Annotated in this window: 12 protein-coding genes; 9 read left to right on the forward strand and 3 right to left on the reverse strand. The window is 44.6% G+C overall.

All coding sequences use genetic code 11. The features are described 5' to 3' along the window. Nucleotides 1-104 precede the first annotated feature (104 nt). The 4 genes from MHI48_RS13630 (at nt 105) to MHI48_RS13645 (ending at nt 6,639) form a co-directional block, all read left to right on the forward strand. Nucleotides 105-1,778 (forward strand): ribonuclease J, encoded by a 1,674-nt coding sequence (locus MHI48_RS13630; RefSeq protein WP_405144314.1) that lies wholly within the window; start codon nt 105-107, stop codon nt 1,776-1,778. Between the two features lie 245 nt (nt 1,779-2,023). Further along, nucleotides 2,024-3,007 (forward strand): LacI family DNA-binding transcriptional regulator, encoded by a 984-nt coding sequence (locus MHI48_RS13635; protein WP_036608469.1) that lies wholly within the window; start codon nt 2,024-2,026, stop codon nt 3,005-3,007. 147 nt (nt 3,008-3,154) lie between these two features. Then, nucleotides 3,155-4,630, forward strand: coding sequence for a glycoside hydrolase family 32 protein (locus MHI48_RS13640; protein ID WP_405144316.1), 1,476 nt, complete (start codon nt 3,155-3,157; stop codon nt 4,628-4,630). A 26-nt stretch (nt 4,631-4,656) separates the two neighbouring features. Continuing rightward, a complete protein-coding gene (locus MHI48_RS13645) occupies nt 4,657-6,639 on the forward strand; it encodes a sucrose-specific PTS transporter subunit IIBC (RefSeq protein WP_405144318.1) in 1,983 nt (660 codons plus the stop codon). 187 nt (nt 6,640-6,826) lie between these two features. Here the strand turns inward: MHI48_RS13645 and MHI48_RS13650 are convergent, their stop codons facing one another. Then, nucleotides 6,827-7,726: a manganese catalase family protein gene (locus MHI48_RS13650; RefSeq protein ID WP_101313990.1), complete on the reverse strand. Its 900-nt coding sequence runs from the start codon at nt 7,724-7,726 to the stop codon at nt 6,827-6,829. Nucleotides 7,727-7,854: 128 nt separating this feature from the next. Further along, the gene (locus MHI48_RS13655) at nt 7,855-9,582 is read right to left on the reverse strand and encodes a cellulase family glycosylhydrolase (RefSeq protein WP_340020237.1); all 1,728 of its coding nucleotides are present in this window, start codon (nt 9,580-9,582) and stop codon (nt 7,855-7,857) included. Nucleotides 9,583-9,842: 260 nt separating this feature from the next. Between MHI48_RS13655 and MHI48_RS13660 the strand changes: the two genes are divergently transcribed. From MHI48_RS13660 to MHI48_RS13680, 5 genes are all read left to right on the forward strand, one after another. Then, entirely contained in the window at nt 9,843-10,673 is an 831-nt protein-coding gene (locus tag MHI48_RS13660; protein ID WP_405144320.1) for an amidohydrolase family protein, read from the forward strand. Between the two features lie 239 nt (nt 10,674-10,912). Further along, complete coding sequence (locus MHI48_RS13665; protein WP_405144651.1) at nt 10,913-12,355, forward strand: 6-phospho-beta-glucosidase; 1,443 nt, start codon at nt 10,913-10,915, stop codon at nt 12,353-12,355. 424 nt (nt 12,356-12,779) lie between these two features. Further along, complete coding sequence (licT, locus tag MHI48_RS13670; RefSeq protein WP_405144653.1) at nt 12,780-13,610, forward strand: BglG family transcription antiterminator LicT; 831 nt, start codon at nt 12,780-12,782, stop codon at nt 13,608-13,610. A 211-nt stretch (nt 13,611-13,821) separates the two neighbouring features. Further along, nucleotides 13,822-15,711, forward strand: a complete 1,890-nt coding sequence (locus tag MHI48_RS13675; protein WP_405144322.1) for a beta-glucoside-specific PTS transporter subunit IIABC — start codon at nt 13,822-13,824, stop codon at nt 15,709-15,711. A gap of 486 nt (nt 15,712-16,197) precedes the next feature. Further along, on the forward strand, nt 16,198-17,667 hold the full coding sequence (locus MHI48_RS13680; protein ID WP_405144324.1) for an Msr family ABC-F type ribosomal protection protein: 1,470 nt from the start codon (nt 16,198-16,200) through the stop codon (nt 17,665-17,667). A 142-nt stretch (nt 17,668-17,809) separates the two neighbouring features. Here MHI48_RS13680 and MHI48_RS13685 read toward each other — a convergent pair whose 3' ends face one another. Continuing rightward, complete coding sequence (locus MHI48_RS13685; RefSeq protein ID WP_405144326.1) at nt 17,810-18,400, reverse strand: biotin transporter BioY; 591 nt, start codon at nt 18,398-18,400, stop codon at nt 17,810-17,812. Nucleotides 18,401-18,445: the final 45 nt, after the last annotated feature.

The following is an 18,445-nucleotide window of genomic DNA, read 5'->3' on the forward strand; positions in this document are numbered from 1 at the left end:
TTTGGCATAATCACGCTGAAATGCATAACTGAGGCGATTGCTTCCATACTAGGAATATAGATCCGTATCGTATACGATTGCCACGCAGAGGAGGAATAATAGAGTTGAATCTAGCCCACAACAAACTGTATATCGCTGCACTTGGCGGCGTGAATGAAATAGGGAAAAATATGTATTTCATCCAGTACAATCAGGACATCATCGTGATTGACTGTGGTTCGAAGTTTCCCGATGAGACATTGCCTGGTATTGATCTGATCATTCCGGATGTAGCGTATTTGCTGGAGAATCTGGATAAAGTAAGGGGTCTTGTGGTTACCCATGGACATGAAGATCACATTGGTGGCATTCCCTATTTGTTAAAACAAATGAACATCCCGGTGTATGCATCCAGGCTCACTCGTGGGCTGATCGAACTTAAACTGAAAGAGCATGGGTTGCTACGCAAAGCCGACTTGCATACGATCGATGCTCATTCCAGCATTACGCTGGGAGGGATCGAGGTTTCCTTTTTTGCAACCAGCCATAGTATACCGGATTGTCTTGGTATCTTTTTTCAGACCCGAGCAGGCAATGTTGTGCATACCGGAGATTTCAAATTTGATATGTCGCCTGTACATGGACCATTCCCTGATCTGCACCGTATGGCCGAGATTGGCAAACAGGGTGTCCATATTTTGCTCTCCGAGAGTACCAATGCAGAAAGACCGGGATTTACACCTTCCGAGCGTGTTGTGGGAGATCACATTCTGGATGCCTTTATCCGTGCAAAACAAAAAGTATTCATCTCGACCTTTGCGTCGAATGTCAGCAGGGTACAGCAGATTGTGAATGCAGCATTCGAGACGGGCCGCAAACTGGCACTGTTGGGCAGAAGTATGGTGAATGTGGTATCGGTGGCCAGTGAATTGGGGTATTTGCAAGTTCCTGACGGATTGTTGATTGAAGCTATCGATTCGGATCAGTTTCCACCAGAACAAGTTGTTGTATTATGCACCGGTAGCCAGGGAGAAGCGATGGCAGCATTGTCACGTTTGGCATCCGGTAAACATCCTCACGTAAGAATTAACGCCGGGGACACGGTCATTATTGCTGCCGGAGCCATTCCGGGCAATGAACGAAATCTTGCACATGTAATTGATAACCTGTATGTTCTCGGAGCACGTGTGATATATGGTTCAAGTGGTGCTGCTGGGATGCATGTGTCCGGACACGGCAGTCAGGAAGAACTCAAATTGATGCTTACCCTGATGAAACCGGATTATCTGATTCCGATCCATGGTGAGTTTCGCATGTTGTATCAACACAGACTGCTTGCTGAATCCGTAGGTATAGAGCGTGATCATGTGTTTATCGTGAATAATGGGGATATGGTCCAGTACAAAGACGGGATTGCTTCGCTGGGTCCCAAAATTGCATCAGGAAATAGTCTCGTAGACGGTCTGATCATGGGTGATGTCGGCAATATTGTACTTCGCGACCGCAGGCAACTGTCCTCCGATGGCATGCTGGTGATTGTGACTACACTGAGCAAAACGGAAAAACAGATGGTCACGTCACCCGAAATTATCTCCAGAGGGTTTGTATTTGTTAAGGATTCGGAAGAATTCATGCATGAGATCCATGAGCTTGTTCTATACCGGATGGGTGAGTTGACCGGGGCTGGGGTGAATCAGTGGAATGTGATCAAAAGAAAGCTGAAAGACGAGATCGGTCACTATATTTACGCTCAAACAAAGAGAAGACCAATGATCTTGCCAATTATTATTGAGGTTTGAGACTGTAGGGATAGGGATTATTCTTGCCCTGATGATCTGTGCAAACGTGTATATGGAAGTTTAACAGCCTGATGAATGTCGGATCATACTTCGGTATGTACGTCACATTGCCATCGGGCTTTTGCTATTACATCGGGAATGTACCATAGACGTGCGATAAATGGAGTTGAATCAAATTCGCCATGGGTTTGCGATTCGAAGTATAATAAAAGGTAAACTAGCTAATAGAAATAAGAGGAGTCTTTATGAATAAAACGATTTCTGATATCGCTCAGATGGCAGGTGTGGCAAAAAGCACGGTCTCTCGCTTCCTGAATGGCGGATCCGTTAGTGAGGATACACGCCAGAAGATTGAGCGTATTATCAAACAATACAACTATGTTCCCAATACATTTGCACAGAGTCTGAAGGCTAAGAAGACCAGTATCATCGGTACGGTTGTGCCACGTCTTGATTCGTTTGCAACATCACAGACATTGATTGGAATTGATGAAGAACTGCGGAGTAATCAGTATCAGATGCTTATCGCAAATACGAGTCAGGACATGCAACGGGAGATTGATGCCATCTATGATTTTGCACGACAGAAGGTATCGGGTATTATTCTGCTGGCTGCTGAAGTGACCGAAGCACATCTGAAGGCCGTTGAGGATATACGGATTCCGGTGTTATTGGTAGGGCAGCAGCATGAGCAACTGCACAGTCTGGTTCACAATGATGATCAGGCAGGTTATGAGATGGGCAGATATGTCGTCGAACAGGGTCACCGCAAGATCGTGTATATGGGGGTTAGCGAGAAGGATCGGGCGGTAGGAATCTATCGTAAACAAGGATTCCAGCGAGCAATCGCCGAGTGTGGTGGATGTGAAGTGAAGTATTATGAGACAAGCTTTAAGATGTCTGAAGCCATCGTTACCGCTGAAGCCATACTGAAAGAGACCACACCAACGATCATCGTGGGGGCCACGGATAATATCGCACTGGGTGTGATGAAGATTGCATTCTCCAATAAAATCCGCATACCGCAAGATTTGTCTGTTACGGGATTTGGCGGATATGATATTACGGAGATGATTCATCCCACGCTGACGACGGTGAAATACCATTATTTACAGGCGGGCAAAGTAGCGGCGAATCACATTATTCGACTGGTCAAAGGCGAGTCGGTGGAGGAACGAACAACACTGGACGTAGAACTAATTCCTCGAGAAAGCGTTGACAAATTATAAAAACATCCTTTATGATAATTCCATCGAACCGGTTCCATTATGAATATCCAATACGGATATGCGAATACGGGCAGGCATTAGTGCCATATGGAATTATTTTTTTGCGCCTAATGGAACCGGTTCCTATATTTTGAATGGAGAACAACTATGAAAATGACTAGAGAGCAACGCTACAGACGAATTGAGCAAGCGGAGCCTGGAGAGATTGCGAAGCTTGAAGCACAGATATCCGTATGTCCTTGGCGACAAAGTTATCATATTCAGCCGATAACAGGTCTGCTTAATGATCCTAACGGCTTTGCATATTATCAAGGCTATTATCATCTGTTCTATCAGTGGTTTCCACTTGGGACAGAACATGGCATGAAATACTGGTATCATACCCGCTCAAAGAATCTGGTGAACTGGGAAAATGTCGGGATTGGAATCGAACCGGGTGGCAGGTATGACTCACACGGAGCTTATTCCGGCAGTGCGATTGAAAAAGACGACAAGCTGCACTTGCTGTACACAGGCAATACCAGAGATGAGGATTGGGTCAGACATCCGTATCAATGCTTGGCAGTTATGGATGAAAGCGGTTCAGTAACCAAACTGAATGATCCTGTGATCTCGTCTGTGCCAGCCGGATACACGGAACACTTTAGAGATCCCAAGGTGTGGCAACAAGGAGACACGTATTATTGTGTAATTGGTGCGCAGAGAACAGACGAGACGGGATGTACAGTGCTGTATCGCTCCATTGATCTGAACAACTGGGAGTTTATGGGTGAAATTCGTACACAATTAACCTCTTTTGGTTACATGTGGGAGTGCCCGGATTATATGGAGATGGACGGGAAAGGTGTACTTGTCTTTTCCCCGCAAGGCTTAGATGCAGCGGGAGATCATTATCAGAATATTTTTCAATCCGGTTATCTGATCGGTGAGCCGCTCAATCTCCAGACGAGAGAGTTCAATCATGATGAATTTCAGGAGTTGGATAGTGGATTCGACTTCTATGCGCCGCAGACGATGCAGGGCCCGGACGGAAGACGTATTCTGGTTGGGTGGATGGGACTTCCCGATCTGGAATATCCAACAGACGATAGTGGCTGGGCTCATTGCCTGACCATTCCTCGGCAATTGTCATTCCGTGACGGCAAGTTAATTCAACAACCGGTTGAAGAGATGGTCCAATTACGTCAGCAGGAGGAAGGGACACATATTCGCGCAACAATTGATAATGAGAGTCGATCTTTCACTGGTTTTAATGGGATTGCCTATGAACTGACATGTGAGATAGGCCATATAGAAGCAGAGGTTGTAGGCATCGAATTCCGGGCAAATGGAACTGAAAAAACGGTTCTTCTGTATGATCGGATTCAGCAGAAAGTTGTCTTGGATCGGACCATGTCTGGTACCGAGCTGGCAGAGCAGAATGGCGTTGTACGGCAGTGCACACTTACTGCGGAAGTGATTAAGTTCCATCTGTTCGTAGATTCGTCCTCGGTCGAGATCTTTGTGAACGATGGGGAAGAGGTCTTTACCAGCCGCATTTTCCCAAGCCGGGACAGCGTGGACATTCGTTTCTTTGCACGCGGAGGCAAAGCTGATTTTGAAGCAACTCAATGGCATTATTAAGTATTACGTGAGAGGAATGAGATAACATGTCGGAGAATCAACGGATTGCCCAGGAAGTCATTCATGCCATCGGGGGCAAAGAGAATATCGCATCATTTGCACATTGTGCAACACGTCTTCGCATCATGGTGAAAGATAAAGAAAAGATTGATCAGAAAACGGTCGAGAACATCGAGAAGGTGAAAGGCGCCTTTTTCAACTCAGGTCAATATCAGATTATCTTTGGTACGGGAACAGTGAATCGAATTTTTGAAGAGGTTGAGAAGCTGGGCATCGTAGGAACGTCCAAGGATGATGTAAAGAGCCAGGGGAAAAAAGAAGGAAATGCTTTTCAACGGGCTATCCGCACGTTTGGTGACGTATTTGTACCCATCATTCCCGTTCTGGTAGCTACAGGACTGTTCATGGGATTGCGCGGATTACTTACCCAGAATGAAATTCTGGCATTGTTCGGTGCAACACCGGATGATATCTCGGCCAATTTCCTGTTGTTCACTCAAATCCTGACGGATACGGCATTTGCATTTCTGCCTGCACTTGTAGCGTGGTCCGCATTCCGCGTATTTGGCGGAAGTCCGGTACTTGGTATCGTACTGGGGCTAATGCTGGTTAATCCCGCATTACCCAATGCTTACGCGGTGGCAGATGGATCAGCACAGCCGCTGCATATGTTCGGTTTCATACCTGTCGTGGGTTATCAGGGATCGGTTCTGCCCGCGTTCTTTGTAGGTTTGATTGGAGCCAAGTTTGAGAAGGTATTAAGAAGACGGGTACCTGAGGCACTGGACTTAATTCTGACTCCTTTTATTACGTTAACGGTTATGATTACGCTTGGACTATTCGCGATTGGTCCCGTATTCCATTCTCTTGAAGAGTGGGTGCTGCATGGAACAACTGCTGTATTGGATCTTCCGTTTGGCATCGCAGGTATTATCATTGGATTCTTCCATCAGATTATTGTCGTTACCGGTGTACATCACATCTTTAATTTCCTGGAAATTCAACTACTGGAGAAAACGGGATTTAATCCATTCAACGCCATCATTACCTGTGCCATGGCGGCACAAGGAGCGGCTTGTCTCGCAGTTGGTCTGAAGACCAAAAATATGAAACTCAAAGCACTCGCATTACCTTCTTCCTTGTCCGCATTTCTGGGCATTACCGAGCCAGCCATCTTCGGAGTTAACTTGCGTTATATGAAACCATTTATTATGGGTCTGGTTGGTGGTGGTGTGGGTGGTTTCATCGCTTCCTTGTTCCATCTGCAGGGTACAGGCATGGCTGTAACGGTTATTCCCGGTACACTGCTCTATCTGAACAGCCAACTGCCGTTGTATATCTTGTCCAACGTAGTTGCCATGGCGATTGCATTTGCACTTACCTGGTTCTTCGGATATAAGGATCAACCGGTCGCAGAAGAATCGGTGAGCCATGAGAACAGTGGAGTAACATCAACTGAAGTTAAAGCAGAGGACTCTAATCCGCGTATTAATTCAGTTACCGATGCCGTTACAAGCAATCGTCCTAAGGTAGATTTTCTCGAAATCGCTTCGCCAATGAACGGTACCGTCGTTGCTCTGGAGCAGGTTCCTGACCCGGCGTTCTCGGAAAAACACATGGGTGACGGCATTGCCATCGAGCCATCAGAAGGAAAAGTGTACGCACCGTTTGATGGAGTCATCGCACATGTCATGAACAAGAGTAAACATGCGGTGATTCTGGAGCATGAGAAGGGTGTACAGATGTTGGTTCATATCGGAATTAATACGGTTGGACTGAAAGGAAACGGTTTTACCGCGCATGTGAATAGCGGAGATCGTGTAACTGCAGGACAATTGTTGATTGAATTTGACATGGATGTCATTCAGGCTGCGGGTCTGCCGGTGATTACACCTGTGTTGGTCCCAAGTGGAAACGAAACGATAGCAACTGTTACAGCAACCTCAACAGGTAATGTTCAAGCCAATGGGGAAGCGGTGCTGGTAGTGAAATTTACTGAGCCACAATAGTGGCACATTAAAAGGGAAATGGTAGAGATGTAACTCTCCCGTTTCCCTTTTTTTGTGTACAATCGTATGAAATTAAAGAAACAGATCATCAATAATATAATTAAATAAAAAGTTCTAGTACACAAGGTAGCACCAGTTTACGGTTATCCAATCGACGCCCTATGAAAAACAAACGTTGATCGTGATCCTACAGACCAGCGTGACGTTTCAGTCGCTCGGCAATCTGCATTAGATCTTCCGCGGATATCCCTGGCGCAAATTCTTCCGGCAGATCAGGTAGCTCAGGCACTGGCCCTCCATACCCCGGCAAGCCTGCAAAAGCCTCCAGTTTACCACCATCGGTTGGGTGTGTCCCTTTCCAGATCTGGGCAATGCCCTGATAATCCTTGTCGCTGAACGTGTACAACCTGCGGTGCTCACCCTTCGCTTCCCACTTACGTGTCGTTTCAAAAGCTTTATTATCCAGTCGCGGAATAGGGAACATCTTTGTTACATCAACGCCCGTTGCAATTTCCAGTGCCTTGGCATACGCCAGAACGTGCACACCGCCGCGAACAAGCAGATAACCTGTCATTTCTCGGGCTGTTTTGTTGTCCGTCATTTCGTAGACTCTCATTTTGTGAGTCCTGGCTCCGCATTCAAGAAAGAAATTATGCAGCAGATCAAAGATCAGATTGCCACTGCTCACAACATATGAACCATTCCAGGGTCTTCCCATGGAGTCATAGGGGAGCGCTGTCTGAGCCGATTCGATAAAATGTGAAGTCATCCGTGCGTCTTTGCCTACACGTAGCGGGGTAGAGTCCGGGGCGCCTGGTGAAGTGGAACCTTCAAGCATCAGGTTAATCGTATTCGCGACAAGTTCGACATGGCCGAATTCCTCCGCGGTAATACTTGCAACAATGTCATAAAAAGGACGTAGCTTGGATCTGCCTCTGAAATTAAATGACTGAAACATATAGTTATTTAATGTTGACATTTCCCCGAACTTTCCACCAAGCAACTCCTGAACTGCACTAGCTCCATTAGGGTCCGGATTATTGGATATGGGTAGTTCGATGGCAAGACGGTCTACACGTTTAAACATGACATTTCCCCCTCAGTCCTAGTTACTGTAAAAGTATGAAGGGTTACTTGTACGTTATTCGGTCGTTGGTGAAACAAAAAAACGTTCTGCCAGAGCTTAAAGCTCTGAACAGAACGTTAGATGAGTTCTTATTTGGAAGTTACGCCAACAACGCTTGTTCCATTTTTCGTGATTTTGTACGTCAGCACATCTCCGTTCCAGAAATGGAACTTAAGCGTGACTTCGCCATCATTGGTTTCATTGAAGAAGTTAGGTTTCAGTTCAATCACATTACGTTCGTAATCTGGGCTAAATGTGTAGGAGAATTCTTTGAATGGAGTCCAGTTCTGTGGGCCGGCGTTCTCTCCGTTTGCATATGTTGCTTCCATCGTGGCGAGCTGATTGCCGTTAAACGTAGTCGGAATGGCAAATGCACTGGTTGTACCTGTTGCATCGTTCAACTTAGGTGTGTCATATTTAATGATATTGAAGTTCCAGTCAGCACCTTCATTGAATCCAGCCGTGAGTGTGGCATTTACACCCAAATCACCAGAGGTTGTCAATTTGGTTAACAGATTGGATTTTAACGTAAGCACATCTTTTTTGATCGTATAGTCTTTACCTCTTACAAGAGGGGTAGTGCCATTTTTCAACGAATTGAATTTGTTCCCATTCAGATTGAGTTTTACCTTCTTATCTTGAATGGCTTCATTTTGTTTAAGATATACGAGATCCGTTTCGGCTGTGGATGAGCGACCTGTCCAGCTGGCTTTCATGGTATCAAATAATTCCTGATCAGACCAAGTAAAACTTGTGCGACCGAAGTGTTGACCGTTATCCCACAACATCGTTGTCATCTGTTTTTGACGCAGATATTGTCCAACAAATTCGAAGAATTTCAGTTTTTCGCCTTGCTCAATGACACCTGTGTGTTGGTCAAACCCAAGCAAGCCATACTCACCGACGATAACCGGAATGCCTTTCGCTGTAAAAGCATTGTATACTCGATCAAATGTATCGGTAACGTCCTCCTGTACTTCCTCGTTATACTTGGTGTAACCTGCGATGTTCACACTGAACGGCCAGAACCCGTAGTAGTGAACGGTTGCAATAATATTGGTGTCATTCAATTTCTGAATGGTCTTATTTAGTTCATCCAGATCAGGTTGAGCGGAAGAGGTATGCATCGTTGGAAGCACAAGTGGACGTGTCTCGTTGTTTCCACCCGAAGTTCTTACGATCTTGTGAAAAGAAGTATTCAATTCGTCCAGCATGCGATATCCAATCGCTGCATCCGTTGTGCCGCCTTCGGAGAAACGTGGTTCGTTAACACTTTCAAACATGAGTTTATCGGATGCATCTTTGAATTTGTCCGCAATCTGAGTCCAAGCAGAGTTATAACGTGCAAGCACGTTGTCATGGTCTTTCTCCATGTAACTGATCCAGCGCCAGGAATCATGGTGAAGATTGATCATGACGTAGAGATCCGCATCAAGGGCCCAGTTTACCACCTCTTGAACCCGATTCATGTAAGCGGAATCAATTATGTAGTCTGGTGCGTCACCGATGTGGGCTTCCCAGGTCACAGGAATACGGATACTGTTGTAGCCCTCAGCTGCGATCGACTGAATTAGTTCCTTCGTAATACGTGGGTTGCCCCAGGCAGTTTCATCTTCACCAACGGCGTCCAGAGAGTTACCCAGATTCCAGCCAGGCTCCATGGCGTTTACGTAGGTCTGCATTTTGCTTGGAGCGGCTGAGGTATTGGCCTGTTCGCTGTTGTCAGTTGCAGCTGAAGCCATAGCGGAGGAGAATAGAGATAGAATCATGGCAGTCACAAGCGTAAGAGAAAGGACTGATTTGCGGTTTTTTTTCATTAATATAGTCTCCTTCGAATAGAGAATGGTTGAACGTGAATAGCGGTTAAGCAGGGTGAAAATAGAGCTCAACGCAAACAAAAATTCACTTGTTTAATACTGGAATCACCACCGATTTATGTACTGAAAGCGTTTTCGTAATTTACTATATCATGATTTAATATTGGACAATACCTGCACAATTGGAATAAAAATCATGTGAAAATCAGTGATTGCTTTTTAATGATAATTAGATTTAAATACCCTGGGAGGGATCCAATATGAAGCTGGATGCACATCAACATTTTTGGGAATACAACGTCGCCGAGTACGGATGGATTGGAGAAGAGATGAAAGTCATTCGTCAATCTTTTCTTCCAAAAGATCTTGAACCTTTATTGATCCAATCCGGACTGGAGGGATGTATTGCGGTACAAGCCAGACAATCACTGACAGAAACCGAGTGGCTTCTGCAGTTGGCAGATCGGCATGAATGTATCAAAGGTGTTGTCGGATGGGTGGACCTTTGTTCGGATGAAGTTCGGAATCAGCTTGAACTGTTCGCGTCCAATCCGTATCTGAAGGGCGTACGTCATGTCATACAGGATGAACCTGATCTGAAGTATGTATTGAGAGAAGACTTTCAGCGCGGAATTTCATTGCTAAAAGAGTATGATTTGGCCTATGATCTGTTGGTATCCAAGGAGCAACTGCCTTATGCCGTTGAACTGGTTAAGGCGTTTCCTGAACAGCGATTTGTACTTGATCATCTAGCCAAACCCGACATAAAATCAGGTATACTCTCACCGTGGAAAGAAGCGCTTGAGTCATTGGCCGCACAACCTAATGCGTACTGTAAACTTTCAGGGATGGTGACGGAAGCAGACTGGGCAAATTGGACTCCAAAGGATTTTACAGCCTATCTGAATATCGCCATAGAAGCCTTTGGTGCGCAAAGGTTAATGTTCGGGTCCGACTGGCCCGTGAGCAACGTTTCAGCTACGTATTCTGAAGTATACGGTCTTATTAATTCTCACATTAATGCCTTACCTATACTAGATCAACAGATGATTCTTGGCGGCACATGTGCTGCGTTCTATCAAATATCATAGCGGGCAATCCGAATCTAAACCGGTTTCAAGAAGTTGACAACTGTTCTGATTCTTGCTAAAGTTTTATCCAATCCGCATAATCATGATCTGGGAATGTTACCGATATGGGCATAACCTGAGCTGGCTTGTTTACACGTAATCGTGTACCCAGGCTGGTTCGGGTTTTTTCTATTTTGTCTTTTTAATATTCTAACGATTTGAGCGGATAGCTGAATTACATATTTGGAAGGAGAATGATGATGACGAATTTTAAGTTTCCTAAAGATTTTCTGTGGGGTGGAGCCATTGCTGCCAATCAGGCGGAGGGCGCGTATCTGGAAGATGGCAAAGGGCTGAGTATTGTTGACTTGCTGCCAACAGGAGAGAACCGCAGAAGCATTATGAAAGGCAATGTTCCAGCTTTTACGCCGCTTGCTACCGAGTTCTATCCTTCGCATGAAGCAATCGATTTTTATCACCGTTACCCTGAAGATATTGCTCTATTTGCCGAAATGGGATTCAAAGCACTGCGTGTCTCCATTGCCTGGGCACGGATTTTCCCGACAGGAGAAGATGCACAGCCAAATGAAGCCGGATTACAATTTTACGATAACCTATTTGATGAATTGTTGAAAAACGGCATTGAACCTGTGGTTACATTGGCTCACTTTGATGTGCCTGTGCATCTGATCGAGAAGTATGGCAGCTGGAGAAGTCGTGAACTGGTAACGCTTTTCGAGACTTACGCTACAACGGTATTCACACGGTACAAGGACAAGGTGAAATACTGGATGACATTTAATGAGATCAACATGCTGCTACATCTTCCATTCCTTGGGGCGGGACTGGCGTTTAATGAAGGGGATAATATCAAGGAAATTCAATATCAGGCTGCTCACCATCAACTGGTTGCAAGTGCACTGGCAGTCAAGGCATGTCATGAGATTATTCCTGGTGCCATGATAGGATGTATGCTCGCCGCAGGAAGCTTCTATCCGTATACCTGTAATCCGGAAGATGTGTTCCAGGGCATGGAAAAAGATAGAGAGTCCTATTTCTTCATCGATGTGCAGTCACGTGGGGAATATCCGGGTTACGCCAAACGTTTCTTCAAAGATCACGAGTTGAACATTGTTATGAAGCCGGGTGATGCGGAAATCTTGAAGAATCATACCGTAGATTATATCGGGTTCAGCTATTATTCAAGTCGTACAACTAGCACCGATCCGGAAGTCATCAAAAATATGACCAGTGGTAATGTATTTGGCTCGGTAGCCAATCCATATCTGGCGAAGTCTGAATGGGGCTGGACAATTGATCCCAAAGGATTCCGTATAACCGCCAATCAACTACATGATCGTTATCAGAAGCCGCTGTTTGTTGTTGAGAATGGATTTGGTGCCAATGACGAGGTTACACCGGAAGGTGAAGTGGATGATGCATACCGGGTTGACTACTTGAAACGACATGTAGCTGAAATGGGTGAGGCCATTCAGGATGGGGTGAACATCATCGGTTACACCAGCTGGGGACCTATTGATATTGTAAGTGCCTCCTCAGGTGAGATGAGAAAACGTTATGGCTACATTTACGTGGATCGTAATAATGAAGGTCAAGGAGAGCTGACACGGCTGAAGAAGAAGAGTTTTGAGTGGTACAAAAATGTGATCGAATCCAACGGAACAAACTTGGGTGACGCGTAATTTATATTTTTCTGAATTAAAATGGTCTTGTACGGCAATAAAACATCGGAAGTTTCATCTATATAAATTGAACTAAACATTTACACAAAACGGAGAGGACAGAAAAAAGCTGGGGATAACAGCGATCGGAAGGTTGTTCTGTCATCGGAGTAGCTAGTGTAAATATTCTCTAGTTCAATTTATATAACCATGGGACTTCCGATTGTTCCTGCATTGAAAGCGTTGACATATAGTCAGGTTCGCGCTATACTTGACGCAATTATATCGTTTCTGGGATTGTTACTACTCGAAGTAGGCAAAACCTAAGCACCAAAAAAAGCAGACCACCATGTCTTGTTTATTTTGTGATGCTTGAGGTTTTTTTTGTATGCCCAAAAGACGATGTATAACTGCCAAGAGAGTGGAACGTGACGGGGGGATTGAAGTGAAAATAGCAAAGGTTATCAACAATAACGTCATTAGCATATATCAGGCGGATGGAGCAGAGCTTGTGGTGATGGGACGTGGGATTGCCTTTAAGAAAAAGCCGGGGGATAAAGTAGACGAGACCCGCATCCAGAAAGTGTTTGCATTGAAAAACAAACAAACATCCGATAATTTCAAAATGCTGCTGCGGGAAGTTCCGATGGAACTGATTGAAATTGTGGAAGAGATTATCACGTATGCACGTGATAATCTGGGCCGAAAGCTGAATGAGAACATCTATGTATCTCTTACAGATCATATTAACTTCGCCATCGAACGTTATCGGGAAGGGGTGGAGATCAAGAACGCATTAATGTGGGAGATCAAACAGTTGTACAAGTCCGAATTCGAACTCGGCCTGAGGACGCTGGAACAGATCAACACTCGTATGAATATTGAGCTTCCACCCGATGAAGCCGCTTTTATTGCCCTGCATATTGTTAACGCAGAGATGAACGAAGAAGTTATTACAACGATGAATATTACGAAGTTTATCCAGCAGATTATTAATATAGCGAAATATCATTTCAAAATGGAATTTGATGAGGACTCTCTCAGTTATTTTCGCTTTATCACACATCTGAAGTTCTTCTCCCAGCGTGTGCTCAGTGGTACGCATTACGACAACAACTATGATCATTTCTATGACATGATTAAGGAGAAACATCCGGATGCCGCAGCGTGCATGGAGAAAATTGAGTTGTTTGTCAAAAAAGAGTACAACCATGAGCTGACCAATGAAGAAAAGTTGTATCTGACGGTTCATATCGAACGAGTGGTTAATCGATAATATTTAAATGTTGACAAAAATGGTTTTATTATAATAATATGTGATTAACAGGAATTGAATACGATTTAACTGGGATTGTTACTGGTTATGCAGGCAAAACCTAAGTCATGAGAAGGACAGGACCATTGTGTCCCCTTGCTCAAGGCTTAGGTTTTTTGCGTGCAAAAAAATCGGTAAGAGGCCTGTTTGAGAAAAAGTGGGGGTGCAGAGTATGAGTCAAGAGAAACTGGCCAAAGAGATTGTAGAACTGGTTGGCGGTGAGAAAAATGTGGAATCGCTGGTTCATTGTGCAACACGATTACGGTTTGTATTGAAGGACGATGCCAAGGCAGACAAAGCCAAATTGGAGAAAACAGAAGGCATCATCGCAGTCAAAGAAAATGGAGGACAATTCCAGGTGGTTGTTGGTAACAAGGTGCCTGAAGTCTATAGTGCCATTGGACAGATCAGTAACATTCTGGACGATTCGTCAGATAAAGAAAAACCTCGCAAAGCAGCCAAAGGACTCGGGGGTATTATCGATATCATATCCAGCATCTTTGCACCACTTCTGGGTGTTATGGCGGGAGCCGGTATTCTAAAAGGGTTATTGTTGATTGCAAGCAATATTGGATGGCTGGAAACGACAGAAACAACATATACGATCCTGTATGCAGCAGCAGATAGTCTCTTCTATTTCCTGCCTCTGTTGTTAGCGGTTACAACAGCACGTAAATTCCAGGGAAATATGTTTGTCGCGATGACGATTGCAGGAGCACTGATCTATCCGTCCATCGTCACGTTGAAATCAGAGGGAACACCAACGGATTTCTTCGGTATCCCTGTCATTTTGATGAACTATTCATCTACAGTTATCCCTATCATTTTAGCTGTCATTGTCATGAGCAAGTTGGAGAAGTTCTTTAATAAAACACTTCACGATAGTGTGAAAAACTTTGTTACGCCATTGTTTTTGCTAGTGATTATGGTACCTCTGACATTGCTTGTATTCGGACCATTTGGCGTATACGTTGGTAATGGAATTGCAGCTGGACTGGTTGCCGCATTTGGATTCAGTCCACTGCTCGCAGGAGCCGTTATGGGTGCAAGCTGGCAGTTGCTCGTTATCTTCGGAATACACTGGGGCTTGATTCCGGTATTTATCAACAACGTTGCAGTGTATGGACAGGATGGCGTTAAACCGGCTGCGACAGCTTCGATCTTTGCTCAAACGGGCGCTGCTTTTGGGGTTATGCTTAAAACCAAGAACAAAAAACTGAAAACATTGGCGGGATCATCCACGTTGACGGCTCTGTTCGGTATTACGGAACCGGCTATCTACGGGGTAACATTACCACTGAAACGCCCATTCATTGCAGGGGTAATCGGTGGTGCAGTTGGTGGAGCTATCATTGGTCAAGCGGGCACATTGGCATTTGCATCCGGTGCACCAGGGTTGCTGACCCTGCCAATCTTCTACGGACCAGGTGGACAAGGTTTCCCAGGATTGATTCTGGGTATCGTAGTATCCTTTGTTGTTTCGGCTGTACTGACGTACATTATGGGTTTCAAAGATCCGGTTGAAGAAGAAACAAAAACCGAACCTGCTGCATCTGCCGAGCAACCTGTTCGTGCAACGAATGCTTCGGACGAAATTGTATTTAGCCCAATCGAAGGAACGATTGTGGAATTGTCGGAAGTTCCAGATCCGGCCTTTGCATCAGGAGCAATGGGTAAAGGGATTGCGATTGAGCCAACTGTGGGCAGAGTTGTAGCGCCTTTTGACGGCACAGTTACCGTTGCATTCAAGAAAAAACATGCCTTGGCTGTAGTATCAGACACCGGTGCTGAGATATTGGTTCATGTGGGAGTTGATACCGTTAAATTGGATGGGCAACATTTTGTTTCCCATATCAAAGAAGGCGATCGGGTCCAAGCGGGAGATCTGTTGCTTGAGTTCGATATTGCACAGATTAAGGCTGCTGGTTATCATACGGTGACACCTATTATTGTAACCAACTCAGCCAACTACGAAGAAGTGATTCCGCAGGCTACAGGTCGGGTTAGTAGCCAAGAGCTTCTATTAAAGTTAAGTAGCGGTAATGTTCAGGAACAAAAGTAGATTGATGTACTAATCTGATGGCTAGTGTTTTCATCATTCCGTTGACATGGTGGAATTGGAAAATTATAATTGGAATTGTACATCTATACATGATAATGAAAGGTGGATTATTGAACATGACACATGCGATGAGACTGCGCTTCCTTCCTTTGAATCGGTAATTGAATACGTTCAAAGGCTCTGACTATTGGTTCAGAGTAAACGGGATCAGTCTGTCATTTTCAATCATCCTGACCTTAAAATAAGTGTTATACTCGCTTTCCCGTTTACGTTGAATCACAGGCCGTGGCCTGTGATTCTTTGTTTTTCTTCTGATTATCTTAATCAGTTAAATAATTAGGTAAAGGCGCTCAATACAGACTACTGGAGGTAACCGCTATGATGACGTTACTGTTCTATTGATACGAGCTGGCACGATAAGCTCGTATCGATAGAAGTGTGCTTCGCTATCGATACGAAATAAATCTTATTTCGGAGGTAGCGAATATGGAAAAGATATGTTTTGAATTAGAACAGGTTGAGATGACCTATATGGATAAAGTAATACTGAACATTGAGCGACTGGCTGTGCATCAACTGGATCGCATTGGTGTAGTAGGTGGTAATGGTCAGGGTAAAAGTACATTGTTGAAACTCATTGCGGGGCAGATCCAACCAACAGCCGGAAAGATAAAACGTCATGCTGAGTTTGGTTATTTGGAACAAGTGGAACCACCCCAGTCTAACGAAAGTATCGAAGTTGACGGGGCTTTACTCAGTAAATTAGCGATTCTTCAACATGATAAAGCATGGAGTGGCGGAGAACAGACCCGTCTAAAACTGGCTCAAATGTTCACTCATTATCATGAAGTACTGTTACTGGATGAGCCAACGACACACCTGGATCAAGAGGGCATTACATTTTTGCTGGATGAATTGCGTTATTATTATGGGGCGCTTGTGCTGATCAGTCATGATCGTGCGGTTCTGGATGAACTGGTGACCACGATCTGGGAAATCCATCAAGGTGAGGTTCGCGTATATTCCGGCAACTATAGTGATTATCATGCACAGAAGAGGCTGGAGCGTGAACAACAAAACCAGGCCCATGAGCAGTTTTCCAAGGAGAAAAGACGATTGGAGCTGGCCGCTCGGGAAAAGATGAAGAAAGCCGAGAAAATAACGCAGGCCGGAAGCATGTCCAAAAAAGAATCCAAGGCAAAAACAAACCGTATGGTTGAAACAAAATCCAAAGGCACCAGTCAAAAAGCGGTGCACCGCTCAGCTAAAGCGATTGAACAGCGGATGCAACAACTTCATGAGGTTAAAGCGGTGCAAGAGGATCGGCCTATGATCTTCCGTCAGCCCAAGACACTGGAGCTGCACAATCGATTTCCGATTATGGCAGATCGCCTTACACTTGAAATGGAAGGTAACGTATTGCTGGAGGATGTAAGTTTTCAGGTTCCATTAAAACAAAAAATAGCGATAACCGGAGCCAATGGCAGTGGGAAAAGCACATTGCTTAACCATGTTTTCCATGCTGGGGATTACATTACAATGTCTCCAAAAGCAAAGCTCGGTTATTTTCAGCAAATGAGCTATCGTTTCACGACAAAAGAGACCGTATTACAATTCCTGAAGAATCGTTCGGAATATGAGGAATCAGAGCTCAGAAGTGCGTTGCACGCAATGCAATTCTCAGGTAATGACCTACTGAAGAATGTTGGAACATTAAGCGGAGGAGAAGCGATTCGTCTTCAATTATGTCACTTGTTTCTTGGACAATATAACATTCTAATGTTGGATGAGCCGACGAATTTTCTTGATATGCATGCATTGGAAGCGTTGGAGCGTTTTATCAAGGCCTATGAAGGGACGATTCTGTATGTTTCTCATGATCAGAGGTTTATTGAAAATACAGCGGATCAACAATTTCAGATTACAGAGCGTCAATTAATTCAGGTGAATATATAAGTTGAACTAACGAAGATTTACACGGATCACTCCGATGACAGAACAACCTTAGAGGAAGAGAAGTAACGAAAACCGCCAAAGTGATTTTGGCGGTTTCGTCGTTTTCAAAGAAAGGCAGATTAGTTACCTTATGTAGCTTCTATTAAGAATTCGCCTTTATAACCGTGGAATGCATGTTACCTGTGAGGCGTTGAGGTGGGAAAACCATGCGCACGGGCGCAATGATGATGGCAGCAAATACAGCTTTGATCAGATCCCCAATTATGTAAGGATAAAACCCTTGAATCATGGCCTCAGGTAGGTCCATTTTGTAAGCATAAGCAAGCCAAGGGACGCCCGATACATACACGAGCAGTGAACCAAATAGTTCAAATACAACAAAAGCGAGCATGAATCCTGTGACACCTTTGATGTTGATTCGTGCAAGCAACAATCCAATCAATAATGCGGAGAATGGCCACATCATCACATATCCTCCGGTAGGTCCAAGCAGTACTGCAAGTCCTCCGGTCCCGTGTAGCAAGGGGAATCCAAGAGCGGTGAGCAGAACAACCATCGTGACACTTAGAAAACCATAGAGTGGACCAAGTAATCCTCCGGCCAGCATGACAGCCAAAGTTTGTAATGTTATCGGTACTGGGGAGAAGCCAATGGGAATGCTTATGTAACCAAAAAGTACTAAAATTGCGGCCATAAGTGCGCTGAATACAATGCCTCGCAAAGATAATTTCATGTTTGAACAATCCTCTCCATTTTGGTAATATGATTGTTAACCAAT

It is taken from the genome of Paenibacillus sp. FSL H7-0942 (assembly GCF_045040715.1).
Classification (GTDB): domain Bacteria; phylum Bacillota; class Bacilli; order Paenibacillales; family Paenibacillaceae; genus Paenibacillus; species Paenibacillus amylolyticus.